This window comes from Arenibacter palladensis (genome assembly GCF_900129275.1).
Lineage (GTDB): Bacteria > Bacteroidota > Bacteroidia > Flavobacteriales > Flavobacteriaceae > Arenibacter > Arenibacter palladensis.
Genome location: NZ_FQUX01000001.1, coordinates 509,924 through 535,325, shown reverse-complemented (window position 1 = coordinate 535,325; position 25,402 = coordinate 509,924). Strand labels below are relative to the sequence as shown.

Genomic DNA, 25,402 nt, shown 5'->3' with positions numbered 1-25,402 from the left:
TGTAAATAGTTGCATGTCAGGTAAAATGTGGAGTGGTATTATGAAAAGTAATATCGTTTATTGCTATAATTGACATAGACTGTGGAGCAAGTAAATATCGGATAAAAACCGCTATATTTGGGCCATGCTATTCAAGGATATTTTAGGACTTTCCCATATAAAGAATCATCTGGTATCCAGTGCCGATGCAGGTCGTATACCCCATGCCCAATTATTCGTTGGCCCAGAGGGCTGTGGCACCTTGCCAATGGCTTTGTGTTATGTGCAGTACTTGCTTTGTGGCAACAGTGATGGCGAAAATATTAATGGCAATAGCGCCTGTAACACCAAATTTAACTCCTTGGCACATCCCGATGTGCATTTTGCCTTTCCGGTATCCAATTCGGATAAGGTAAAAAGTCATGCCGTTAGTGATCATTATTTGGAGGAATGGCGGCAATTTATAAAAGAACAGCCGTATGGAAATCTTTTTGATTGGTATAAATTAATAGGGATTGAAAATAAGCAGGGACAGATTGGCGTGGATGAGGCTCAGGATGTTGTAAAGAAACTTTCATTGAAATCATACGAAGGCGGTTATAAGGCCCTGATTATTTGGATGGCCGAAAAAATGAATACCTCTACCGCCAACAAACTTCTGAAATTAATTGAAGAGCCACCGGACAAAACGGTATTGATTTTAATTGCTGAAGATGAAGAACAAATTATTCAGACGATACGATCTAGGTGCCAAATATTGCATTTTCCAAGGCTGTCGGAAGAAGCTATTTCACAAGCACTTATAGACAAGGGGGTTTCCACGGAGGATGCCCTTAGAATATCTCATGAAGCCAATGGCAATTTTAATAAGGCCCTAGATTTCATGAATAACGATTCCGAGGATTTGGTATTTGAAAAGTGGTTTGTGCAATGGGTGAGAAGCGCCTTTAAGGCCAAGGGCAATAAGGCCGCGATCCACGATCTTATTTCTTGGAGCGAAGTGGTGGCAAAGACCGGTAGGGAGACCCAAAAAAAGTTCTTGAGTTATTGCATGTCCGTCATGAGGCAGGCCCTTATGATTAATTATAATACCCGTGAATTGGCATTTATGAGGATACATGTGGAGGGGTTTCAACTGGAGAAATTTGCGCCATTTGTGCATGAAAATAATATTGTTCCCATTGTGAAGGAATTGGAGGATGCCATTTATCACATTGAAAGAAATGGCAATTCCAAACTAATATTGATGGATTTATCTATAAAATTAACGCGATTGCTACACAAAAAAGCCGCGTAAAGGAATTGTATAATCTTAAAGTCATTAACATGGACAACGTATTGAACTATCCCACAGAGTTACTTCTTCTTCTTTTTTTAATTATAACCTTTCTTCAAAGTGCATTGGACAAAATTTTGGATTGGAAGGGCAATCTATCATGGCTAAAAAGTCATTTTTCAAAAACGCCTTTTAAGAATATGGTTCCCTTCTTATTGGGTACGGTAATGGTAACGGAAATTGTTGCAGGAATACTGTGTACCATAGGATTATTTTTGCTCATCGTTCAAGGGGATGGTTCTATTGCCTTGGCCGGGGCTATTCTTGCATGTCTGGCCTTGTTGATGTTGCTATTGGGTCAGCGTATGGCAAAGGATTACGATGGGGCAAGAACCATTGCCATTTATTTTATGCCGGCTGTTTTCCTAGTGTTTTTGTTGCATTCCTAAATTTTTCTGCTCAGGTATTTTTTCTTGCCAGAGCCAACAAAAAAATACAGTATTCCACCAATTTAAATTCGGCTTATATTATTTCTTGGGCACTACAGTGTCTTTTCTTTTTCTGAAAATTGAATTATAGCAATACTTAAGCTGCACATACTGCATGGTCGGTTTTATACACTTAAACCATGAGGTGATCACCATAAAAATCCGATTTAAGGACCTAATGGGTCGATTAAAAGTGGAAATTTGTCAAAATCGGTTTGGCCAGAGCCAGTTTACCAACTGTCTAGTTTGTGGAACAGTATTTATTTCTAATTGAAATTTTTAAAGTTAGGGTTGTTATAGGTAATTTTGAGCTTATGTTCGGCAGGGATATTCTTGTTTTAAAACAGCTATAATAAACTAGGACTGAAATGGATTTATCGCAAATTAAATCAAAATCGGTCGGACTGGTATTGTCCGGTGGGGGTGTAAAGGGGATGGCACATATAGGGATGATCCAAGCCCTTAACGAATTTGGAATTAGTACCCATTCCGTTTCGGGGACCAGTGTTGGTGCCTTGGTCGGGGCATTGTACGCCAATGGTAACTCTGTTGAAGAAATGCTACAGTTCTTTAAGGAAACACCCTTGTTCCGTTATCATTTTATGACGATTTTAAAGCCTGGTCTTTTGGATACTGAAAGATACTTTGATCTTTTGGCTCGATACCTTCCCGGAAACACCTTTGAGTCTTTGGAGCGCAAACTTTTTGTAGTGGCCACCGATTTGCAAAAAGGGGATGAAAAAATTTTTTCTGAAGGGGAATTAATCAAACCATTGTTGGCTTCTGCGGCACTGCCGCCCGTCTTTAGTCCGGTAGCTATCAATGGGCGCTTATATGCCGATGGAGGTATTATGAACAATTTCCCCTATGATGAAGTTGCAGTTTCATCAGATTTTGTCATTGGTAGTAATGTTTCCGGGATCAAGGAGATTCCTAAAGAAGGTATAAAGTCATCCTTGCAGTTGGCCAATAGGACCACCTCTTTAATGATTTATGCCATTAACAGGAACAAGGTCAATAAATGTGACCTATTATTTGAGCCAAAAGCCCTGGAACTTATTGGTATATTGGACAAAAAGGGAATTGAAAAAGCCTATACCATTGGTTACGAACATGCCGTAAGGGTTATGGAACAGTTGTTTAAGCAGTCTTAGTTGTCCATATAGCGAGGCATTGGAAATAGGCAATCATCCCTAAATGTTTAGACATCGTCGTAATCCACTGTTAAAGTAGGGGTTGTGGGATGCGCCTGACATGTAAGGATCAATCCTTCCGCTATTTCACTATCCGTTAGAATTTGATTTTTTACCATGTCGGCCTTTCCTTCCTTAATACGGGCAATGCAACTACTGCACACACCACCTTGACAGGAATAGGGTGCGTCTATATTCTCCTTTAATACGGCATCCAGTACCAAAGTATTTTTGTCCATGGATAGGGAAAATTCCTCATCATCTACAATGACCTTGAGTTGGGTCTTTCCTTCCGGTTTTTCCGGGAGTTCGTCCTTGATCTCTGTGGAGGTAAACAATTCAAAATGAATCTTATCTTCAGAGATGCCCTTTTCCTTTAAATTTTCGGTCACCAACTGTATCATTGCTTCCGGTCCACAGAGATAGTAATCGTTAAACTCTAGATTTTTATGCTTGTTTTTGAGCACGTAATTCACCGTGGAGGCTTCTATACGTCCAAAAATGGTTTCATCCTCTTGGGTTTGACTCAAAATAAAATAGATATGAAACCTATTGGTATATTCCAGCTGAAGCTTTACCAAATCTGTATAGAACATGGTTTCCTTATAGGATTTATTCCCATATACCAACACAAAATTATTCTTGGAATTGGATTCCAAGACGGTTTTGGCAATACTCATAATTGGAGTAATACCGCTACCAGCAGCAAAGGCCACTATGTTCTTTGGATTAGGAGAGGGTTTAAAAATAAATCGGCCTTCCGGAGGCATTACCTCCAATACATCCCCTACCTTAAGTTTGTTGTGTGCAAAATCTGAAAATCCCCCCTTATCCACTTTCTTTACGCCAATCGTAATGCCCTCACATTTTGGAGAGGAGCTGATAGAATAGGCCCTTCTCAATTCCTTGCCCTTTATTTCCTTTTTAATGGTGATGTACTGACCTGCGGTAAAGGCAAAGGTCTGGATCAGTTCTTTAGGAATGGCAAAAGTTATTGCAACTGAGTTTGGGGTAAGCGGTTTAATTTTTTGAACGGTAAGCGAATGAAAGTGGGCCATATTAAATCTTTGGTGCAAAATTAAGCAAAGCAGGGAGGATTTAAAACGGGAAATTAAAAAAATAAGGGCTGTTTGTAACAAATACCCTAAATTGGGCACTAATCTGTCAGGTTTAACTATCCCAAAGCATGCTAAAGCACTTTCTTACGCTTGAATGGAAATCCTTTTTTAGATCCGCCTCTTTTAAAGCCAATCTTGCCATAAAGATTTTTATGGTTTTTGGGGCACTTTATTTTATGGTCGTATTCCTGGGTCTTGGAATAGGGGCTTTTTATATTATTGAAAAGCAAGGTTGGGGAGACCCCCTTTTGGTAGTTAATGGGTTCCTGATTTATTATTTGGTGGGAGATCTATATATCCGGTACATGCTTCAGAAAATGCCGATTACCAATATTAAGCCTTTACTCTATCTTCCTATTAACAAAAGTAAGATAGTGGGGTATTCCTTGGGGAAAACGGTAGTTTCATTTTTTAATTGGTCACATGCTTTTTTCTTTGTGCCCTTTTCTATAATACTATTGGTTGAGGGTTACTCGCCCTTAGGTGTCATTGGTTGGCATTTGGGAATCATGGCGCTCTTTTTCTGCAATAATTTCATAAACGTACTGGTCAATAACAAGGACAATGTTTTTTATTTGTTGTTAGGCCTATTTTCGATTCTTGGAATTTGTCAGTACTATGGATTGTTCAATATAACAACCTACACCTCGCCATTTTTTGATGCGCTTTATGCGCAACCTTGGATAGCCCTTTTTACATGGGGTTTGCTAATAGCACTGGCAACTTCCGCTTTTACCTATTTTAAAAGGCATATGTATCTGGATGCCGGACTGGCCGGAAAGAAATCTTTAGCCAAAACAGAGGACTATGCCTGGCTGAACCGTTTTGGGAATTTGGGTACGTTTTTAAAGAACGATATAAAATTGATAAGAAGGAACAAGCGGTCCAAAACCTCCGTAATCATGAGTTTTTTCTTCATTTTCTATGGTTTGCTCTTCTTTACGGGGGGTATAGAAGCCTATGACGGACCGGTATGGAAGATATTTGCCGGGATTTTTATTTCAGGGGGGTTCTTGTTTAGTTTCGGTCAGTTTGTTCCCAGTTGGGACAGCGCTTATTATCCCCTAATGATGAGTCAGAATATTAGTTATAGGGAGTATTTAACTTCAAAATGGTATTTGATAATTATAGCTACCGCGGCAAGTACTATTCTAGCTTCCTTCTATATATACTTTGGCTGGGATGCCTATTTGGCCGTCATTGTAGGGGCTATTTATAATATTGGCGTTAATTCCTATTTGGTGCTGTGGGGTGGCGCCTATATTAAAACACCCATAGATCTTACATCCAATAAAAAAGCGTTTGGGGACAAGCAGGCGTTTAATTCAAAAACCTTGCTGTTGACCATGCCCAAATTAATTCTACCCTTGGGGGTATATGCTCTAGGACATTATTTAATTAGTCCAACCGCAGGCTATATTTTTGTGGCTATGGCAGGCATAATAGGATTTGGATTTAGGAATAAGGTGTTTGCCATGATTGAGTCCATCTACAAGAAGGAAAAGTATAAGACACTTGCAGCCTACAAACAAAAAGCATAAAAGAAAATAACCATGATCACAGTCCAAAATTTAACTAAAAAGTACGGGGATGCCATTGTTCTGAATATTGAAAATTTGGAAATCCCAAAAGGTCAGAGTTTTGGTTTGGTGGGCAATAATGGTGCTGGTAAAACTACTTTCTTTAGTTTGATGCTCGATTTAATTCAGCCGACCACGGGACATATCGTTAATAATGGGGTGCAGATAGATTCCAGTGAGGCATGGAAGCCTTTTACATCAGCATTTATTGATGAAACATTTTTGATAGGGTATTTGACCCCGGAGGAGTATTTTTATTTTATCGGGGAAATAAGGGGACGGAAGAAGGCCGATGTAGACCATCTATTGGAGGGGTTCAAGGATTTTTTTCACGATGAAATTTTGGGTCAGAAAAAATATTTGAGGGACTTGTCCAAAGGAAATCAGAAGAAGGTAGGTATTGTTGCTTCCTTAATTGGTGATCCCGAAGTAATTATATTGGACGAACCTTTTGCCAACTTGGATCCAACTACCCAGATTAAGCTAAAAGGCATTATCAAGGACTTGGCGGCCAGTAAAGAAGTTACCGTTTTGGTTTCCAGTCATGACCTTATCCATGTTACTGAGGTTTGCGAGCGGATTGTTGTTCTTAATAAGGGAGAACTAGTAAGGGATATACAGACTTCTAAGGAAACCCTTAAAGAGTTGGAGGTTTTTTTTGGAGGATAATATGTCTTGTCTTCCATGACGGTATTACCAATCTTCCCAATTTTCGCTTTCACCTTTCAATATGGTTACTGTCCGTTTTAAGTACGGCAAGTGCAAGGAGCATTTTTTACCAGAATATTTTCCCTTATGATTTCTTTGGCCATGGTCGGAAATGTCCAATAACTTAAAATATTACCGTTTTTGTCGACCAACTACATAATAATCCGGCCGTTTTTAAGTTAAGGATACGTACGAATACATAGAATTTTGAAGCTTCGCAATAAACTTATATTTTCGGTTGTTTTTGGAGGATTGGCGTTTAATGCCTGTTCCACCAAAAAGGACGCTCTTTTAAACCGTAACTGGCACGCGTTAAATACCAAATACAACACCTTGTATAATGGGAACATTGCTTTCGAAGAAGGGCGCGAAGGTCTCAATGCTGTTTATCAGGATAACTATTGGGAAATATTGCCCGTGGAAAGATTGGAGGTCACCGAAGATATAAAGTTGGACTCCGAGGACAACAATCCCAATTTTCTAATTGCCGAGGAAAAAGCTACCAAAGCCATACAAAAACATAGTATGGATATAAAGGACGAAGAGCGCAATCCGCAGACCGATGAGGCCTTTTTGCTTTTGGGCAAGGCCAGGTATTTTGACCAGCGTTATATGCCCGCCTTGGAATCCTTCAATTATATTCTAAATAAATATACTCAGAGCGATAAGCTTAACGAGGCAACCATTTGGAGGGAAAAGGTAAATATTCGTCTCGAAAATGAAGAGCTTGCCCTGAAGAATTTAAAGCGTTTAATAAAACAGGAGTATTTAAGCGACCAAGAATATGCCGACGCCCGTTCCATGATGGGTCAGGCGTACATCAATCTTAAGATTCCGGATACGGCCATTCAGCAGTTAAAGATTGCATCGGTTTATACTAAAAAGAATCCAGAAAAAGGCCGCTACTTATACATAATTGGCCAATTGTACAATCAATTGGGATATAAGGACAGTGCCAATTATGCCTTCGATAAGGTCATCGATCTAAATAGGAGATCGCCCAGGGTATATATGATCAACGCCCATCTACAAAAAATTCAGAATACAGAACTTACCGATGACAACAGGGAAGAAATGTACGAGTATCTTACGGAACTGGAAGAGGACAGGGAAAATAGGCCCTTCCTGAATAAAATATACCGTCAGGTAGCAGAATTCCATTTAGCAAATAAATCCGATAGCTTGGCATTGGTGTATTATAACAAATCTTTGAGGGCCACTCAGAATATGCCCCAATTGAACGCCCTGAACTATGAAAATTTGGCTATTTATAATTTTGACCAAAACCAGTATAAACCTTCCGGGGCTTATTATGATAGTGTATTGCAAAATTTGAATGAAAACACCAAGAAGTATAGGGAGGTTAAAAAGAAACTTGATAACCTGGAAGATGTTATTAAATATGAGGAGGTGGTACAGTACACAGATAGTGTAATCACCTTGTATGAGTATTCAATTGATGATAGGATAACCTATTTCGAGGATCATATTGCCCAATTAAAGTCAGTTGCCGAAAAAGAGAGAAAGAAAGAGGAGAATATGGCCAATGCCGGGTTTGCGGCCTTTAGTAAAACAAAGGGAGGAAAGGAAAACAAAGGCAAGTTCTATTTTTATAACATAACCACATTGGGTTACGGCAAGAACGATTTTAAGGCGAGATGGGGGAAGAGGGCCTTGGAAGACGATTGGCGCTGGTCCAACAAATCCAAGGCGCAAAATCTGGAGGTAAATGGTGAAAACCCTTCAAACGCAGCAGGGAATAATATTGCAGCAGTAGGGGAAGAGGAAAAGTATAGCGTTGAGTACTATCTTAGTCAAATACCTACGGATCCTATGTTAATAGATAGTTTAAGGACCGAGCGTAACTTTGCCAATTATCAATTAGGCCTGATCTATAAGGAAAAATTCAAGGAAAACCTTTTGGCGGCCGGTAAATTGGAGAGCGTGTTAAAATCCAATCCGGAGGAAAGACTAATAATCCCATCAAAATACAACCTGTACAAGATCTATGAGGAGTCTGGGAGTTCGTTGGCAACGGATATGAAATATGATATCATTAAAAACCATCCCGAATCCAGATATGCTGAAATCCTTTTAAACCCACAGGCCATATTAACGGGAAGTGCCGATAGTCCGGATGCCAAGTACCAACGCCTGTACAAGATGTTTCAAAATCAGGAGTTTTTACAAGTAATTACAGGGGCCGAAGAAAATATCAGCAAATACACCGGGGACCCTATTGTTCCAAAATTTGAAATGCTAAAGGCCAATGCCATTGGTAGGTTACAGGGGTTCGAGGATTTTAAGGAGGCACTGAATTATGTGGCCCTAAACTACCCCAATAGTCCCGAAGGCAAAAAGGCACAGACCATGGTTGCGGAGCAATTGCCAAAATTGGAACCAAAGGTGTTTTCCACCGAAACCGAATCTACGGGTACAGGAAACTGGAAGGTAGTATTTCCGCTTAAAATTAAGGACGATAAAAAGGCGCTTAGACTCAAGGAACTGTTGGAAAAATCCATAGTGGAGCTTAAGTATAAGAATGTGGTATCCAAGGACATCTATAATCTGGAAGATCAATTTGTAGTGGTTCATGGATTTAAATCCAAGGACTTCGCTCTGGGCTATGCCGAATTGATAAAAAACAACAAGGATTACCGGATCGATGATGAGAATTTCGTAATTTTATCCAACAACTATAAAATAATACAAGTACATAAGAATATAGCAGATTATAAAGCTCAGCAATAAACCCCAAAACCTTAGCAAAATGTTTTCAGACAACAAAAAACCTCGTGTTATGACAGAATTAGGCGGACAACCCAACAGAATTGAAAAAAACACCAAAATAAAAGGCGACATAGTTTCCGAAGCCGATTTTCGTATTGATGGAAAATTGGACGGTAACGTAAAAACTTCTGGAAAAGTGGTGATTGGTATCGATGGTTATATTCATGGCAAAGTGGAGTGTGTCAATGCCGATATTGAAGGTAATTTTAATGGAGAGTTGATCGTGGCCGATCTCTTATCCTTAAAGTCTTCCGCTGTAATTGAGGGAACAGTTATAGTTTCTAAATTGGCGGTTGAGCCCGGTGCCACCTTCAATGCATCCTGCACCATGAAGGGCAAGGAAGGGAAAGGTGCTGTCCATAGCACAACAAAACACTCAGCAACCACCAATGAGCCAGCAAAAGCCTCCTAAAAATAATAATGGATTAAAAAATGCGGCAATCCTTACCGGTGTTGCCATTGAAATGGGCGGAATAATTTTTTTGGCTGCACAGGGCGGAAAATGGTTGGATGAATATTTTGAAATGGAATCCAAAACCTTTGTTATCGTGCTAACTCTTCTGGGAGTAGCCGTTGCTATTTATTTGGTTTTACAGCAATTGAAACGCATAAAGTATTAATGTCCAAGAATAAATTTCTTTTTACTTTTTACCTTTCCTTAATACTGTTGAGCCTTTTGGTTTTTTGCCTTCACCTTCTCATACTTTATTTTTTCGGATTTCCTTTATTGGACCATATGATCGTTTTGGCCTATTTGCTCAATGTGGTACTGGCTTTGATCATATTTTCAGTGCTTTATTGGTTCCGGGAGAAATGGAGGGATCAGATAGGATTTCTTTTTTTAGGGGGAAGTATGCTCAAGTTTTTATTTTTCTTTCTCGTTTTTTATCCCTTCTATAACGCTGATGGGAACATGGAATCCTTGGAGTTTACCACTTTTTTTGTTCCCTATTTGGTATGCCTTCTTTTGGAGACATTCTTTACTGCCAGAATGCTAAATAGTTAGCTTCAATTTTGTTTTCCATATTACTTTTAAGTTATGGTCCAAAATAAACCGATTAATGCTTTTTTCTTTTTGAGATAAAAGCGTACATTTGCACGGATTTTTTGAGACCGATATTTTAAGCGATATGCAAAAACCATTTTACGTCAAAGTTCTTTTAGTTGTTACACTTCTTCTGGGTATCAATGCTTTCGCACAAGAAAAGGACCATTCGTCCAGTGAGGAAAAAGGAAGCCTAAAAACCGAAATCAAGGAATTTATTGGACATCACTTGTTGGATTCCCATGATTTCACCCTTTTTACCATAGATGAAGAAAAAAATGAACACGTAGGTTTTCCATTGCCGGTTATAATTTGGGATGACGGTCTAAAGGTGTTCTCTTCCTCAAAATTTCACCATGGGGAATCCGTGGCAGAAGTGGATGGGAACTATTATGCCCTCTACCATGGCAAAATAGTAAAAACGGATGCGGAAGGAACCATCAATTACGATGAAGATCATCATGCAACCAATGTAAAACCTCTGGATTTCTCCATTACAAAAAATGTTGTTTTTATATTTTTGGTGTCTGCCCTAATGTTGTTTTTGTTTGGCAGAATGGCCAAATCCTACAAAACAAGTGCTTTGCCCAAGGGTATAGGACGTTTGTTGGAGCCTATTGTACTTTATATTCGTGATGATATAGCTATTCCAAACATAGGCAAGAAGCATTACAAGAAATACATGAGTTATTTGTTAACGGTGTTTTTCTTTATTTGGATCATTAACCTTTTGGGGCTTACTCCGTTAGGGGTGAATGTTACCAACAATATAGCGGTAACCTTTGCTTTGGCCATCCTTACTTATTTGATCACTACGTTTACAGCCAATAAGAATTACTGGAAGCACATTTTTTGGATGCCGGATGTACCTGTATTTATGAAGATTGTTTTGGCACCGATAGAGCTTTTGGGAACCTTTATTAAGCCTTTTTCCTTAATGATTCGTTTGTACGCCAACATTACGGCTGGTCACGTGGTATTGATGAGTATTTTGGGAATGATGTTTATCTTCAAAAACTGGATAGGAAGTCCATTGTCATTTGGTTTGGCATTTGCACTTTCATTGCTGGAGTTGTTGGTAGCGGCCTTACAGGCTTATATTTTTACGATGTTGTCCGCGCTATATTTCGGTTCGGCCGTTGAGGAGCATCACGATCACTAAAATAGAATGTTTAATAATTAATTATATATATTATGGAAATCCCAACTATTGTAGGAGCTGGTTTGATCGTTATCGGTGCTGGTTTAGGTATTGGTAAAATTGGTGGATCTGCTATGGATGCCATCGCTCGTCAGCCAGAGGCTTCAGGTAAGATTCAAACAGCAATGTTGATTGCTGCGGCTCTTATTGAAGGTATTGGTTTTGCTGCGCTTTTCGCATCTTAATCAAACACAACAAAGCAACAGCTATAACGGTTGGTTATAGCTGTTCTTTTACAATTAAAAATTAAACGTTTACATTTCATATATTAGGACATGGAAAAATTAATAGAGCAGTTTTCATTTGGATTGTTTTTTTGGCAATTGTTATTGTTTATAGCAGTGCTTCTCTTGTTGCGTAAATTTGCGTGGAAACCAATTCTTGATGCCGTTGAGGATCGTGAATCGGGTATTAAGGACGCCTTGGCTGCAGCGGAGAACGCCAAAAAAGAAATGCAGAATGCTACTGCCGATAGCGAAAGACTTTTGCAAGAGGCAAGGGTAGAGCGTGAGGCTATGATCAAAGAGGCCCGTGAGATGAAAGAGAAAATAGTTGCAGATGCTAAGGATTTGGCACAGGCAGAGGCCGATAAAATGATCAAGCAGGCACAACTTGCCATTGAAAGTGAAAAGAAAGCAGCCGTAGCCGATATAAAGAACGAAGTGGCTACCCTATCCTTGGAGATTGCGGAAAAAGTCATTAAAGGACAGTTTTCCGATAAGGCCAAACAAATGAAGTTGGTCGAAGAAATGATCGGGGACATTAAGCTAAATTAGGAATAGGGATATGAACGAAGCTAGAGCAGCCGTACGTTACGCAAAGGCAATATTGGATCTGGCGGTAGATAATAAAGCTACCGAACAGGTGGAGAAGGATTTCCGAAGTATACTATCTACTATTGCTGATAGCAATGAACTACAGGAAATGTTGGGGAGCCCTGTTATAAAAGGCGAACTTAAAAAGAAGGCCTTATCCGAAATCTTCAGTGGAAGCAATAGCGTTACTGAGGGACTTATTTCCACCTTGGTGGATAACAAGAGAATTTCAATTCTGAACGATGTTGCTGAGAAGTTCATCATTTTGAATGAAGCTCGTAAGGGTCAAGGTGTGGCTATGGTGACTACTGCGGTTCCTTTAAGCGCCGATCTCGAGAAAAAGATATTGGGCAAAGTTGTTGAACTTACCGGAAATGAATCTACTATTGAGAACAAAGTGGATGACAGCATTATCGGAGGGTTTATTTTGCGTGTTGGGGATTTGCAGTATGATGCAAGCATAGCCAACAAATTAAGTAATTTGAAAAGAGAGTTTACAAATAGTCTATAAATAATTTTTTTGGACGACGTTGGGTTTCAATGTGGTCCTAATCTTATATCTATAACAAATGGCAGGAGTAAAAGCCGCTGAAGTATCAGCAATATTAAAGAAGCAGTTATCGGGGTTTGAAGCATCAGCTTCATTAAACGAGGTAGGTACCGTTCTACAAGTAGGTGATGGTATCGCTAGGGTTTATGGATTGTCTAATGTCCAATACGGAGAATTGGTGGAATTTGAAGGTGGACTTCAGGGGATCGTTCTAAACTTGGAAGAGGATAACGTTGGTGTGGTATTGTTGAGCCCATCCAGAAATATTAAGGAAGGTTCTGTTGTAAAACGTACCCAGACCATTGCCTCCATTAAAGTTGGTGAAGGAATTATAGGTCGTGTTGTGGATACATTGGGAGCGCCAATAGATGGTAAGGGACCCATAACAGGTGAATTATATGAATTGCCATTGGAGCGTAAGGCTCCTGGGGTTATTTTCCGTCAGCCGGTGACAGAGCCATTGCAAACGGGAATAAAGGCTATCGATGCCATGATTCCTGTTGGTAGGGGTCAGCGTGAGTTGGTTATTGGTGACCGTCAGACAGGTAAGACTACCGTTTGTGTGGATACCATTTTGAATCAAAAGGAATTCTATGATGCGGGTGAGCCTGTATATTGTATATATGTTGCTATTGGCCAAAAGGCCTCTACGGTAGCAAACATTGCAAAAACTTTGGAAGATGCAGGGGCTTTGGCCTATACTACCATTGTAGCTGCAAATGCTTCCGACCCTGCTTCCATGCAGGTATATGCTCCCTTTGCAGGAGCTGCGATCGGTGAATATTTTAGGGATACTGGTAGACCAGCTTTGATCATCTATGATGATTTGTCAAAACAAGCAGTGGCTTATCGTGAGATATCTTTATTGTTAAGACGCCCACCGGGACGTGAGGCGTATCCTGGGGATGTATTTTACCTTCACTCCAGATTATTGGAGCGTGCTGCAAAAGTAATTGCAGATGATACTATTGCAAAGAATATGAACGATTTGCCAGAGGTTTTAAAGCCAATGGTAAAAGGAGGAGGATCCTTAACTGCCTTGCCAATTATTGAGACCCAGGCGGGTGACGTATCTGCATATATTCCTACCAACGTAATCTCTATTACTGATGGACAGATCTTCTTAACCCAGGATCTTTTCAACCAAGGGGTTCGTCCAGCGATCAACGTAGGTATTTCAGTATCGCGTGTTGGGGGTAATGCCCAGATAAAATCAATGAAAAAAGTAGCAGGTACCTTAAAATTGGACCAGGCACAATTCCGTGAATTGGAAGCTTTTGCAAAGTTCGGTTCTGATTTGGATGCAGCTACCTTGAATGTTATTGAGAAAGGACGTAGAAACGTTGAAATTCTTAAACAGGCACAGAACGATCCATTTACAGTAGAAGATCAGGTAGCTATTATTTACGCAGGTTCCAAGAACTTGTTGAGCAAGGTTCCTGTAGAGAAAGTAAAGGAGTTTGAAAGGGACTATATTGAGTTCTTGAATGCCAAGCACAGAGACGTTTTGGATCAGCTTAAGGCAGGAAAGTTAACAGATGAAGTAATAGATGTTTTGAGCTCAGTAGCCAAAGATCTATCCGCTAAATACTAATACAGTTGTTTTTCTGTCATATTCCTGGCCCAGGAATATGACAGAAGAAATTGAATAAATAAATGTCTAACACAGTATTCCTCTCCTAGGGGAGCTTAAGTGGAGCCTATGGCCAATTTAAAAGAAATACGTAATAGAATTGCTTCGGTATCTTCAACGATGCAGATTACCAGTGCCATGAAAATGGTATCTGCCGCTAAGTTGAAGAAGGCTCAGGATGCCATTACCGCAATGCGCCCATATTCCGATAAATTGTCGGAGCTTTTGCAGAGCCTTAGTGCTAGTTTGGATGCGGATTCCGGAAGCAAGTTTGCCGATAATCGTGATGTAAAAAAGGTTTTGATCGTTGCCATAACCTCGAACCGGGGCTTATGTGGTGCCTTTAACACGAACATCATAAAGCAAAGTGCACTGTTGGCAAAGGAAACCTATGCTGGCAAACAGGTAGATTTTGTTGCTATTGGTAAAAAAGCCAATGATATTTTAAAGAAAAAGAACAAGGTTATTGCAAACCATAGTGCGGTTTATGATGATTTAACTTTTGATAATGTAGCAGCAATTGCAGAGGAATTGATGGATCTCTTTACCACAGGGGCATACGACAAGATTGAGATCGTATATAACAAATTCAAGAATGCCGCTACCCAAATAGTGATGACAGAACAGTTTTTACCAATTGTTCCCGTAGAGGGGGAAGCCAATTCGGCGGCTGATTATATTTTTGAGCCTTCCAAGGCCGAGATTGTGGAGCAATTGATTCCAAAATCCTTAAAAACGCAACTATATAAAGGGGTGCGCGATTCCTTTGCAAGTGAACATGGTGCTCGTATGACCGCTATGCACAAGGCAACGGACAATGCAACTGACTTGAGAAATCAGTTGAAACTTACATATAACAAAGCAAGACAAGCTGCAATCACCGGCGAAATTTTAGAAATTGTTGGTGGAGCGGAGGCTCTGAATAATTAGGCGTAGCGATAGCGGAGCCAAATTTCAACTAAGCATAAGCGTTGAACAATTAGGCGAAGCCAAATTTCAAATAATAGTCCTGTCAATATTGATAGGTTTCAAAATATATAACCCCACATTATGGTGGGGTTTTTATATTTATGGAGTTATTTGTCGCATAAGCTAATTTACTAACTTTGCCCGCATCGATTAAATGCCTAATTTTAAAGCTAATTCATAGATTTCTTTGAATCCACTTAAAAAACTATTTAAACAGACGTTTATCTATGGCTTAGCTACGGTCTTGCCCCGGATGCTATCGTTTCTTTTAACGCCTTTATATGTCACTGTCCTGCCCACCGATGGATATGGGGAGGTTTCCATTATTTTTGCCTGGTTTGCTATTTTTAATGTGTTACTGGCATATGGTATGGAAACGGCATTTTTTCGTTTTTACAACGATACATCCCTTAATAAGAAAACAGTTGTTACCACTTCCTTGATTTCCATTGGGGTTTCTTCCTTTATTTTTATGCTCCTAGCTTTTATATTTAAAGGGGCTATTTCATCAATAAGTGATATAGATCCGCAGTTTATCACTTATGCCATATTGATTCTCGTTTTGGATGCTTTGGTTATCATTCCATTTTCCTGGCTTAGGGCCAACGAAAAGCCGATGCGCTATGCACTGGTCAAGATTGCCAATGTGGTAATCAACCTAGGCTTGAATTGTTTTTTCTTATTGATTCTTCCAATTCTGGCGGAAAGCAATCCAAATGCGTTTTTAAGCGGCCTATACAAGCCTAACTTTGAAATCTCCTACATATTCATCTCAATGTTGATTGCGAGTGGCATAACCCTCCTTTTGATGTTGCGACTCTATTTAAGAAGGCCTTACGTATTCGATAGATTTATATGGACCAACATGATGAAATACGCTGCTCCTGTTCTAGTGGCTGGTATTGCATTTACCATCAATGAAGTGTTTGATCGGATTATGTTGGATTGGCTCTTACCAGATGATATTGCCGAGAGTGAGATTGGTAAATATTCTGCCTGCTACAAGCTTACCTTATTCATGACCCTATTTGCAACGGCATTTAGGATGGGCATAGAACCCTTCTTCTTTAGTCACTCCAAAAGTGATAACCCACAAAGGGCATATGCACAAATTACAAATTATTTTGTAATCCTAGGAAGCGTTATTTTACTTTCGGTTGTGGTCTATGCAGATGTCCTTAAACTATTTATTGTTCCCAATTCGGATTATTGGGAGGCCATGTCTGTAGTACCCATTATTATTTTGGCCAGCTTTTGTTTGGGAATCTATCACAATCTTTCGGTATGGTATAAGGTAACGGACCGCACAAAATTTGGGGCTTATATCTCCCTTATCGGTGCTGTGCTGACCATAATTATCAATTTTGCCTTTATCCCCTATTTTGGGTATGTAGCCTCCGCCGTGGCTACCTTGGTAGCTTATGCCTCTATGGTAATACTTTCTTTCTTTTTTGGCAGAATGTATTACCCAATACCATACAACCACAGAAAGATAGTTTTTTACCTAGTGGTTTCCATCTCATTTTCCATGCTATCTTTTTATGCTTTCAATCGTAATTTGATTATTGGCAGTATATTATTCATTATATTTTTGGGCATGGTATATAGGCTTGAAAGTGATAAATTAAAACAAATATTTCTAAGAAAATGACTATAAAAATCATCAATAAATCGGTCCATCCCTTACCTAACTACGAGACCTTGGCTTCTGCCGGGATGGATCTTAGGGCCAATCTTATAGAATCGGTTGTATTGCAACCCATGGAAAGAACTATTGTAAAGACTGGTCTATTCTTGGAGCTTCCAATAGGTTATGAGGCACAGGTTAGGCCTCGTAGCGGGCTGGCGGCGAAAAAGGGAATTACTGTTCTAAATGCTCCTGGCACGGTTGATGCTGATTACAGGGGGGAAGTAGGGGTTATATTGATAAATCTTTCCACAGAGGCTTTCACCATAGAAAATGGGGAGCGCATAGCCCAATTGGTCATTGCCAAACATGAAAGGGCGGAGTGGGACTTGGTAGAGCAGCTTTCAGAAACCTCAAGGGGCGAGGGAGGTTTTGGCAGTACAGGGCTAAAATAAAACCTAGGTACAAACCGGGTGGGCTCTGGCATTATCACTAATTTTACGATGGTTTTTTGCTTGTCAATATATTTTGGGAAAGGAAACTGTTGGAATAAAAGTAATTTTGGTGCGATTCAATGTTGGTTTTAGTCTGTTTTCCTTAAGGGAGATTTTTGATATGAGAAGGAAGGGATACATGTTTATTTTGGCATTGGGGCTGGTTTTGATCCCTAGGCTTGGTTGTGCCCAAGAAAATGAAATTAAAGAAGAAGAGAGTGCCGAGGTTTTTTTAGAGGAATATACCGATGAGTTTCAGGAAAAATTCTTTGAAGCCTTAAAGCAAAAGGGGATTGAAAACTACGATAGGGCTATAAACCTTTTCTTGGAATGCAAACGACTGGACCCTAACAATACTACATTGGACCATGAACTGGCCAAGGCCTATTTGGCTTCCAAACAAATAGTTTTGGCACAGCAATATGGTATTTCGGCCTTGAATGCCAGACCGGCTAATTATTGGGTGTTGAATACTTTGGTGGATATAACGCAACGGCAAGGCTTGGGACTGGACGTAGTGAGGGATAAGATACCTTACAATAACGTACAACTCCAAGAAAATTTGGCTTTGATTTATTTCAGTCAGGAAAATTATGATAGCGCCTTAAAAATACTGAATGGTATGAAAATTTCAACTTTTTCCAAGGAGCTAAGCTCAAGAATCAATAACTCCATTAAGACAAGGGAAAACACTGAAATTAAAGAGGATACAATAATAGTAGAGGTGAAAAAGCAAAGCCCTATGGATAATTTTATGTCCAAGATTTCTGATTATTTGGCAAAGAGCGACTTTAAAAATGCAGCTTCCGTTAGTGAGGAGGCCTTAGAGAATTTCCCGGCACAACCCTATTTTTATTACGCATACGGACTTAGTTTAAATAAGGTGAAGAAACATAAAGAAGCCATTATGGCCTTGGAGTCGGGATTGGATTATTTATTGGACGATATGGATCTTGCCAATAAGATATACAAAGAATTAGTGGATGCTAACAATGCTTTAGGAAATTCTTCCAAAGCAAATATGTATCTTAGTAAATTAAAATCCGGGTCGTAAATCTATGGTATACAGTTTTAAAAGACTTCAAAAATGGTCTCTACTTGGCATTTTTGTGGTATTGGTGTTTTCATGTAAGTCTACAAGCGTAATTAAAAGCGGTACTGTGGATGAAAATATGACCGCAAAGGCGGTCATAAGAAACCACTATTACTCCCATTTTAATTTTAAAACCCTAAGTGGAAAAATGAGGATAGATTATTCAGACGGGGAGAGCACACAAAGCGTAAGTGTTAGTTTTAGGATGGAAAAAGACAAGGCCATTTGGCTAAGTGCGCCCTTAGGAATCGTAAAAGCCTACATTACTCCAGACAGGGTATCGTTTTATAACAAGTTGGATAATGAATATTTTGACGGTAACTTCTCCTATTTGAGTCAACTTTTGGGAACCGACCTTAATTTTGAAAAAGTACAAAACCTTCTTTTGGGAGAGCCCCTTTTCGATTTACGGGATGAAAAGTATATGGTGGAAATCGCCAACGACAACTATCAATTGAAACCAAAAAAGGCCGGAGAGCTATTTAAAATATTGTTTCAAATCGAGCCCTTGAATTATAAAATGGCTGCCCAACAATTGTCGCAACCTTGGGAGAAACGATTGCTGGAAATCAACTATAAAAACTATCAAAAAGTCAATAAATGGATTTTGCCCGGAGAGATAGATATTTTGGCGGTAGATGGGGACAATACCAATAATATTACGGTAGAGTTTAGGAATATGGAGTTTAATAGGGCGTTAAACTTTCCATATAATATACCAAATGGTTTCAAAGAAATAGTTTTAAATTAATATGAGAAGTAATCACTCGTATATAGTTTATTTTCTTTTTGTTATGTTCTTTCATTGGGGCTATTTTACCATGGCCCAAACCAATGAACAGAAGGCATTGGAATCCAAGCGGGAGCAACTCCAAAAGGAAATATCGGAAATTAACCGGTTATTGTTCGCAGAAAAAAAGGAAAAGGGAAATGTCTTGGAACAGATGGAGGCCATGGATCAAAAAATCAATGTTCGCCAACAGTTGATCAGGGTTACCAATCAACAGTCCAATTTACTTAATAGGCAGATAAATACCAATGTTAGGAACATTGGAAAACTGCGTAACGATCTTGCTTTTTTGAAGGAAGAATACGGGAATATGATCCAAAAGTCCTATCAGAATAAATCCAGACAAAGCAGGTTAATGTTTCTCTTGTCCTCTGAGAATTTCCTACAGGCTTTTAAGCGGTTTCAGTATATGAAGCAGTATACCCAATACAGAAAAGAGCAGGGGGAGCAAATTGTGGCCAAAACGGAAGAGCTAACCCAATTGAACAAAGACCTTTCCGAACAGCGTAAGGAGAAGGACAAGCTTGTGGCGGAAAATACCCAGATCAAAAATCAGCTGTACAAGGAAATCCAGTCCCAAAAGGAATTGCTCAAGAGCATAAGGAAGAACGAAAGCAAATATGCTGCGGCCATTGAAAATAAAAAGAAGGAGGCCAAGAGGATAGATGAACAAATAGAAAGATTGATACGTAGCGCTATTGCCGCTTCCAACAGAGAGGCAAGTAAATCTTCCAGTACTACTGCAACAAGTAGCAGTAAGTTTGTATTAACTCCCGAAGCGACTATAGTGGCCAATAATTTCTCGGCCAACAAGGGAAAATTGATCTGGCCTGTGGAAAAAGGAATTAAAAGACAGGGGTTTGGGGTCTATAATGATGCCGTTTATCCAGGTATAAAACACGAAAGTAATGGGGTGATTATTGCCACGGACGAAGGATCCAAGGCAAGGGCTATCTTTGAAGGTGAAGTTATTGCCATACTCTCTGTTCCAGGAGGGAATAAGGGAGTGCAGATTAAACATGGAAACTATATAAGTACCTATTACAATCTTTCCAGAGTTTACGTAAAGAAAGGGGATAAGGTAAACACCAAGTCGGATTTAGGGGATATTTACACCAGTAAATCCAGCGGCACCACCCAATTGAAATTTTATCTTTACAAGGATACTACCCGCCTTAATCCTGAGGAATGGATTTATCAACTATAAAATATTTTGAAATTGAAAAATTTAACGGATTTAAAAGGAACTTTTAGGCTTCATAATGGCGTGGAGATGCCCTATTTTGGTTTAGGGGTCTATTTGTCCGAAGATGGAAAGGAAGTGACCAATGCCGTAAAATGGGCCTTGCAGGACGGATATCGACATATAGACACGGCTTCGATCTACGGGAATGAAGAGGGTGTAGGTGTAGGCATCAGGGAAAGTGGAGTTGAGCGTAAGGATATATTTGTGGTGAGCAAGGTGTGGAATAGCGATCAAGGCTATGAAAGTACTATTAAGGCCTACGAGTCCAGTTTAAAGCGATTGAATTTGGACTATCTTGATCTGTTCTTGGTACATTGGCCAGTAAAGGGAAAATATAAGGAAACTTGGCGCGCAATGGAATATTTGTACAAGCATAAAGGGGTGAGGGCCATAGGAGTAAGTAATTTTATGCAGCACCATCTGGAAGATCTATTAACTTCCGTAGAAATCGTCCCCATGGTGAACCAAATGGAATTTCATCCCTATTTGGTACAACAGGATTTAATCGATTTTTGCAACAAAAATACCATTCAGTATGAAGCTTGGTCCCCATTGATGCAGGGGCATATCTTTGAATTGGATGTTATGAAGGGCCTAGCTGCAAAATACAATAAGACCATTGCCCAAATAGTATTGCGCTGGGATTTGCAAAAAGGGGTGGTCACCATTCCAAAATCGGCCAAAAAGGATCGGATTAGAGCCAATGCGGATATTTTTGACTTTGAACTTGCTCCAGAAGATGTCAAAAAATTAGAGAATTTGGACCGCGGAAAAAGATTTGGTCCCGACCCCGATAATTTCGATTTTTAATCCAAGAACAAAGCCTTAAGCTCCGTAGCATCTTTGGGTTTCATCTTGCCGGCAAGCACCAAACTGAGTTGCTTTCTGCGCAGGGCAGCTTCGAATCGCTGTGTCTCCAAGTCGGTCTCCGGCCTTAATTCTGGAACAGTAGTAGGCTTTCCACTATCGTCTACGGCCACAAAAGTGTAGATAGCCTCGTTTACCTTGGATTTCTCGCCGTTAAAGCGGTCTTCCATCCATACATCTATAAATACTTCCATGGAGGTTCTGAAGGCTCTGGAAACGGCTGCCTCTACGGTAACAACACTTCCTACAGGAACAGCTTGGTTAAAAGCTACATGGTTTACGGACGCAGTAACGGTTATTCGTCTGCTGTGTCGCCTGGCGGCTATACTGGCGGCACGGTCCATACGGGCCAACAATTCACCTCCAAACAAATTGTTCAAAGGGTTGGTTTCACTAGGAAGGACCATATCGGTCATTAAGGTGCGCGATTCACTGGGCGTCTTTGGCTCCATAAAATTCTTTTGGGCAAAGATACATTGGTAATGTTAAGCTAAAAAGTGGGGAGGTAATTATTTTACAGATCGCAACCAAGCTTCGGGCGATTCGGACTGTTTAATTTTCCTTAAATAATTTAATGCTTCCTTGGCATCGTCAAAACTACCGTAGGCTACCATATGCAATCCATATTGGTTAACACCTAGATAAGAGGCATCATATCCTTTTTCTTTAAGTTGAAGGACTTTCTTTTCGGCATTCTCTTGTATTCTAAAAGCGCCGGCAATAACTTGGTGAACACCACTTTTTTTGTTGGTGATGACATTTAAGGATACGGCAGGTAATTCTAAGGGAGCAGTATTGAAAAAGGTAGCTTCCTGGATATTTTTGGAAACTTGCTGATTTGCTTCCTGCCTTACCAATTCCTGGTCGTATATTTTATCGTTATAAAGTCGATAGCCGGTAAAACCTGTGGCAATGGCCAATAATATTACCGCTGCATATTTTAAATAAGGCCTAAGGGTAGATTCTTTCCTAGCCTCAGGGGTTATCATAAATGGAATTTTTTCTTCTAGTTCAACCACTTCCTCCTTTAAAACTTCCCTAGAGATCGGGGTAGATACAAATGTAGATAACCCAAAGGAGGAGGTAAGGTAATTTACCTGATAAGAAGGCTGAAACTGTGTTTTTCCTTCCTTGTTCAACCACAATTCACCTATGTTGGGTAAATTCAATCTGTGTCCTTCCTTTAGAAGTTTCTTCCACTTTAGCGATACTGCCGCTATTTGCTTCTGCATGTCCTCGTAGGACATTTTTTCGGCATCGGCCATATAGGATACCAACAATCCGTCATTGGAAGTCAGTTGTTCATTAAAGGATATTACTTTCGAAGGAGGGTAGAATGAATTTGTAGCGTCATTGATAACGGCAGATTTCATCTGTGTCAAAAAAGCGCCGAATTCAGGCACCATTACACAATTGTATCTATAAAGCAGCTCCGCTATGTAATGTTCGGTTCCCATAGGGACAAAGATTAGAAAAAATACACAAGTTCAAAACTCTTCACATAACTTTTTATTAACATTATATTTTGTGTATTTTGTGAACAACTAAGCGGGTTCCATAAATGTCTAGAGATGAAATAATTGCTATTCTTCGGTTGCAGAACGTACCGAATATTGGTGACATAACGGCAAAAAAATTAATATCCAGTTGCGGGAGTCCATCAGCAATTTTTGATGAAAAAATATCTCGTTTGGTAAAATTGGATGGCATTGGTACAGGGATCCTGAAAGGACTTATGGACAGGGAGCATTTGGAGGCCGCTGAATTGGAATATGAATTTATAAGGAGTCGGGAAATAAACCTTCATTATTTTATGGAGGACAACTATCCGGCTTATTTGAAACACTGTATAGATAGCCCTATTTTACTTTTCAGCCAAGGGAATATAGATTTGAACCGCCAGAGGATCATAAGTATTGTTGGGACCAGAAATATTACCAGTTATGGCACTGCATTTTGCGAGCAGTTCATTGAGGAATTGGCACCCTTAGATCCAATTATTGTAAGTGGGTTTGCCTATGGGGTGGATATTTGTGTACAAAGGGCTGCAGTAAAACATGGGTTACAGACCATAGGATGCCTGGCCCATGGTTTGAATCAGATTTATCCAAAAATGCATGAAAAATATGTGCCCGATGTAAATAGGAACGGCGGCTTTTTCACTGAGTTTTGGAGTACTAGTCAACCTGATAGGGAAAATTTTTTAAAGCGAAATCGGATTATTGCGGGTATGGGCGAAGCTACCATTGTAGTGGAATCCGCTGAAAAGGGAGGTAGTCTGGTTACCGCAGATATTGCCAACAGTTATAATCGAGATGTTTTTGCCGTACCTGGAAGAACCCAGGATAAGTACAGCAGTGGATGCAATAACCTCATTAAACAGCAGAAAGCACAAATGCTTACTTCGGCCGCCGATTTGATCTATATGTTGGGGTGGAAATTGGAAGAAAAGGAGCCCGCTACCATACAAAAGCAACTATTTGTGGAGTTGGACGATACGGAGAAGGAAATCTATGACTATTTACAACAGGGGGGCAAACAAATGTTGGACCACATTGCATTGGATTGTAAATTGCCCATATATAAGGTTTCCTCTACCCTATTGAATATGGAAATGAAGGGAGTGGTGAGACCACTCCCAGGTAAATTGTTCGAGGCTATCTAAAAAATGGATACAATATCCTTCTAGTTTAATTCCACCAGTGTATTAATGCCAATTTTCGACATTAAATTGGGGTATGTTCTTTAAAATTTACCGACCAACTGGTTTGCAAAAAGGCTTTTATAATAGAAAAGCGAAGACTTTTGGGTATTTCATCTCCCATAAACTACCCTTCAGCCCAATTATCTTTTTGGGAAAATATCACTGAATGGCACGAACCGACCAATGGGTATATTTTGCAAAAATCAATAACCAACTTTGGCCCTTACCCTTTCCAGGACTCCATCGGCCACTATTTTGGCTTTTTTGGCGCCAAAGGCCAAGGCTTCATCAAGCTCATTTAGATTGTTCATGTAATAATCGAACTTTTCCCTAGCCTCGCCAAAGCGTTCCAGGATAACTTCATATAGCGCTTGTTTGGCATGACCGTAGCCATAGTTGCCGTTTAAGTAATTGGATCGCATTTCGGCAACTTGATTTTCCGTAGCCAGAATTTTGTACAGGGCAAAAACATTATCGGTATCTGGATCCTTGGGATCTTCCATTGGGGTACTGTCCGTCTGTATGCCCATGATCTGCTTGCGCAATTGTTTATCGGTTTGGAAAAGGCTTATCAAATTTCCCTTGCTTTTGCTCATTTTGGAGCCATCAGTGCCCGGAATATACATGGTCTCTTCCTGTACCTTACCTTCCGGCATTACAAATGTTTCTCCTAATTGGGCATGAAACCTTGAGGCCACGTCCCGTGTCATTTCCAAGTGCTGCATTTGATCCTTGCCAACAGGGACTATCTGCGCATCGTATAGAAGTATATCCGCAGCCATCAGCATGGGATAGAAAAACAAACCTGCGTTTACATCATCCAGTCGGTCTGCCTTATCCTTAAAAGAGTGTGCAAGGGTCAATCTTTGGTAGGGAAAAAAACAGCTGAGGTACCATGCCAATTCCGCGGTTTGTGGGATATCGCTCTGGCGATAAAAGGCTGTTTTATTAATGTCGAGTCCAAATGCCAACCAGGTGGCCGCTACGGCATAAGTATTGTTTCTTAATTGCTCACCATTTTTAATTTGGGTCAGTGAGTGCATATCCGCAATAAACAGAAAGGAATCGTTTGCTGGATTGTTCGCCATTTCTATCGCTGGGATGATCGCTCCCAAAATATTCCCTAGATGAGGGGTTCCCGTACTTTGTATACCGGTTAAGATTCTTGCCATTATTTTATTTTCAAAGAAGGACAAAGGTAAAAGAAATTCTAAAGAAGGACTAAAATTATTACTT

26 protein-coding genes are annotated in these 25,402 nt (G+C 39.8%); 22 read left to right on the top strand and 4 right to left on the bottom strand.

Going from position 1 to position 25,402, the window contains the following annotated elements; genetic code table 11:
- Nucleotides 1-124: 124 nt before the first annotated feature.
- The 3 genes from BUA60_RS23505 to BUA60_RS02105 all read left to right on the top strand — a co-directional run bounded on the left by BUA60_RS23505 (nucleotide 125) and on the right by BUA60_RS02105 (nucleotide 2,897).
- Nucleotides 125-1,276 (top strand): DNA polymerase III subunit, encoded by a 1,152-nt coding sequence (locus BUA60_RS23505; RefSeq protein WP_072860087.1) that lies wholly within the window; start codon nucleotides 125-127, stop codon nucleotides 1,274-1,276.
- Nucleotides 1,277-1,305: 29 nt separating this feature from the next.
- A complete protein-coding gene (locus BUA60_RS02110) occupies nucleotides 1,306-1,704 on the top strand; it encodes a DoxX family protein (protein WP_072860086.1) in 399 nt (132 codons plus the stop codon).
- Nucleotides 1,705-2,111: 407 nt separating this feature from the next.
- A complete protein-coding gene (locus BUA60_RS02105) occupies nucleotides 2,112-2,897 on the top strand; it encodes a patatin-like phospholipase family protein (protein WP_072860085.1) in 786 nt (261 codons plus the stop codon).
- Nucleotides 2,898-2,944: 47 nt separating this feature from the next.
- Here the strand turns inward: BUA60_RS02105 and BUA60_RS02100 are convergent, their stop codons facing one another.
- Nucleotides 2,945-3,994 carry a ferredoxin--NADP reductase gene (locus tag BUA60_RS02100; RefSeq protein ID WP_072860813.1) on the bottom strand — a complete coding sequence of 350 codons (1,050 nt, stop codon included), beginning with the start codon at nucleotides 3,992-3,994 and terminating at the stop codon, nucleotides 2,945-2,947.
- 128 nt (nucleotides 3,995-4,122) lie between these two features.
- Here BUA60_RS02100 and BUA60_RS02095 point away from each other — a divergent pair, with 128 nt between their 5' ends.
- The 18 genes from BUA60_RS02095 (at nucleotide 4,123) to BUA60_RS02010 (ending at nucleotide 21,405) form a co-directional block, all read left to right on the top strand.
- The gene (locus BUA60_RS02095) at nucleotides 4,123-5,595 is read left to right on the top strand and encodes a DUF5687 family protein (RefSeq protein ID WP_072860084.1); all 1,473 of its coding nucleotides are present in this window, start codon (nucleotides 4,123-4,125) and stop codon (nucleotides 5,593-5,595) included.
- A gap of 12 nt (nucleotides 5,596-5,607) precedes the next feature.
- Nucleotides 5,608-6,303, top strand: a complete 696-nt coding sequence (locus BUA60_RS02090) for an ABC transporter ATP-binding protein (protein WP_072860083.1) — start codon at nucleotides 5,608-5,610, stop codon at nucleotides 6,301-6,303.
- A 246-nt stretch (nucleotides 6,304-6,549) separates the two neighbouring features.
- Nucleotides 6,550-9,093 carry a type IX secretion system periplasmic lipoprotein PorW/SprE gene (gene porW, locus BUA60_RS02085; protein WP_072860082.1) on the top strand — a complete coding sequence of 848 codons (2,544 nt, stop codon included), beginning with the start codon at nucleotides 6,550-6,552 and terminating at the stop codon, nucleotides 9,091-9,093.
- 19 nt (nucleotides 9,094-9,112) lie between these two features.
- A complete protein-coding gene (locus BUA60_RS02080; RefSeq protein WP_072860081.1) occupies nucleotides 9,113-9,544 on the top strand; it encodes a bactofilin family protein in 432 nt (143 codons plus the stop codon).
- Nucleotides 9,522-9,752 carry an AtpZ/AtpI family protein gene (locus BUA60_RS02075; protein WP_072860080.1) on the top strand — a complete coding sequence of 77 codons (231 nt, stop codon included), beginning with the start codon at nucleotides 9,522-9,524 and terminating at the stop codon, nucleotides 9,750-9,752. The genes BUA60_RS02080 and BUA60_RS02075 overlap by 23 nt, the downstream gene beginning before the upstream one ends.
- Complete coding sequence (locus BUA60_RS02070; RefSeq protein WP_072860079.1) at nucleotides 9,752-10,138, top strand: DUF6168 family protein; 387 nt, start codon at nucleotides 9,752-9,754, stop codon at nucleotides 10,136-10,138. Before BUA60_RS02075 ends, BUA60_RS02070 begins: the two co-directional genes overlap by 1 nt.
- Before the next feature lie 124 nt (nucleotides 10,139-10,262).
- Entirely contained in the window at nucleotides 10,263-11,339 is a 1,077-nt protein-coding gene (gene atpB / locus BUA60_RS02065) for a F0F1 ATP synthase subunit A (protein WP_072860078.1), read from the top strand.
- Between the two features lie 32 nt (nucleotides 11,340-11,371).
- The gene (gene atpE, locus BUA60_RS02060; protein ID WP_031446173.1) at nucleotides 11,372-11,563 is read left to right on the top strand and encodes an ATP synthase F0 subunit C; all 192 of its coding nucleotides are present in this window, start codon (nucleotides 11,372-11,374) and stop codon (nucleotides 11,561-11,563) included.
- 90 nt (nucleotides 11,564-11,653) lie between these two features.
- Nucleotides 11,654-12,154, top strand: coding sequence for a F0F1 ATP synthase subunit B (locus BUA60_RS02055; protein WP_072860077.1), 501 nt, complete (start codon nucleotides 11,654-11,656; stop codon nucleotides 12,152-12,154).
- 10 nt (nucleotides 12,155-12,164) lie between these two features.
- Nucleotides 12,165-12,704, top strand: a complete 540-nt coding sequence (gene atpH / locus BUA60_RS02050; protein WP_072860076.1) for an ATP synthase F1 subunit delta — start codon at nucleotides 12,165-12,167, stop codon at nucleotides 12,702-12,704.
- A gap of 58 nt (nucleotides 12,705-12,762) precedes the next feature.
- The gene (gene atpA, locus BUA60_RS02045; RefSeq protein ID WP_072860075.1) at nucleotides 12,763-14,337 is read left to right on the top strand and encodes a F0F1 ATP synthase subunit alpha; all 1,575 of its coding nucleotides are present in this window, start codon (nucleotides 12,763-12,765) and stop codon (nucleotides 14,335-14,337) included.
- A gap of 108 nt (nucleotides 14,338-14,445) precedes the next feature.
- Nucleotides 14,446-15,306, top strand: a complete 861-nt coding sequence (gene atpG / locus BUA60_RS02040; RefSeq protein ID WP_072860074.1) for an ATP synthase F1 subunit gamma — start codon at nucleotides 14,446-14,448, stop codon at nucleotides 15,304-15,306.
- 226 nt (nucleotides 15,307-15,532) lie between these two features.
- Complete coding sequence (locus BUA60_RS02035; RefSeq protein WP_072860073.1) at nucleotides 15,533-16,996, top strand: lipopolysaccharide biosynthesis protein; 1,464 nt, start codon at nucleotides 15,533-15,535, stop codon at nucleotides 16,994-16,996.
- The gene (dut, locus tag BUA60_RS02030; protein ID WP_072860072.1) at nucleotides 16,993-17,427 is read left to right on the top strand and encodes a dUTP diphosphatase; all 435 of its coding nucleotides are present in this window, start codon (nucleotides 16,993-16,995) and stop codon (nucleotides 17,425-17,427) included. The genes BUA60_RS02035 and dut overlap by 4 nt, the downstream gene beginning before the upstream one ends.
- 73 nt (nucleotides 17,428-17,500) lie before the next feature.
- Nucleotides 17,501-18,520 (top strand): tetratricopeptide repeat protein, encoded by a 1,020-nt coding sequence (locus tag BUA60_RS02025; protein ID WP_072860071.1) that lies wholly within the window; start codon nucleotides 17,501-17,503, stop codon nucleotides 18,518-18,520.
- A gap of 4 nt (nucleotides 18,521-18,524) precedes the next feature.
- A complete protein-coding gene (locus BUA60_RS02020; protein WP_072860070.1) occupies nucleotides 18,525-19,310 on the top strand; it encodes a lipoprotein insertase outer membrane protein LolB1 in 786 nt (261 codons plus the stop codon).
- Between the two features lies 1 nt (nucleotide 19,311).
- Nucleotides 19,312-20,556 carry a murein hydrolase activator EnvC family protein gene (locus BUA60_RS02015; protein WP_072860069.1) on the top strand — a complete coding sequence of 415 codons (1,245 nt, stop codon included), beginning with the start codon at nucleotides 19,312-19,314 and terminating at the stop codon, nucleotides 20,554-20,556.
- Nucleotides 20,557-20,568: 12 nt separating this feature from the next.
- A complete protein-coding gene (locus BUA60_RS02010; RefSeq protein ID WP_317043174.1) occupies nucleotides 20,569-21,405 on the top strand; it encodes an aldo/keto reductase in 837 nt (278 codons plus the stop codon).
- Here the strand turns inward: BUA60_RS02010 and BUA60_RS02005 are convergent.
- Nucleotides 21,402-21,914, bottom strand: a complete 513-nt coding sequence (locus tag BUA60_RS02005) for an acyl-CoA thioesterase (RefSeq protein WP_072860068.1) — start codon at nucleotides 21,912-21,914, stop codon at nucleotides 21,402-21,404. The two genes, BUA60_RS02010 and BUA60_RS02005, sit on opposite strands and share 4 nt — an antisense overlap.
- 57 nt (nucleotides 21,915-21,971) lie before the next feature.
- On the bottom strand, nucleotides 21,972-22,919 hold the full coding sequence (locus tag BUA60_RS02000) for an HU domain-containing protein (protein ID WP_072860067.1): 948 nt from the start codon (nucleotides 22,917-22,919) through the stop codon (nucleotides 21,972-21,974).
- 104 nt (nucleotides 22,920-23,023) lie between these two features.
- Between BUA60_RS02000 and dprA the strand changes: the two genes are divergently transcribed.
- Nucleotides 23,024-24,127: a DNA-processing protein DprA gene (dprA, locus tag BUA60_RS01995; RefSeq protein WP_072860066.1), complete on the top strand. Its 1,104-nt coding sequence runs from the start codon at nucleotides 23,024-23,026 to the stop codon at nucleotides 24,125-24,127.
- 242 nt (nucleotides 24,128-24,369) lie between these two features.
- Here the strand turns inward: dprA and trpS are convergent, their stop codons facing one another.
- On the bottom strand, nucleotides 24,370-25,338 hold the full coding sequence (gene trpS / locus BUA60_RS01990) for a tryptophan--tRNA ligase (RefSeq protein ID WP_072860065.1): 969 nt from the start codon (nucleotides 25,336-25,338) through the stop codon (nucleotides 24,370-24,372).
- Nucleotides 25,339-25,402 lie beyond the last annotated feature (64 nt).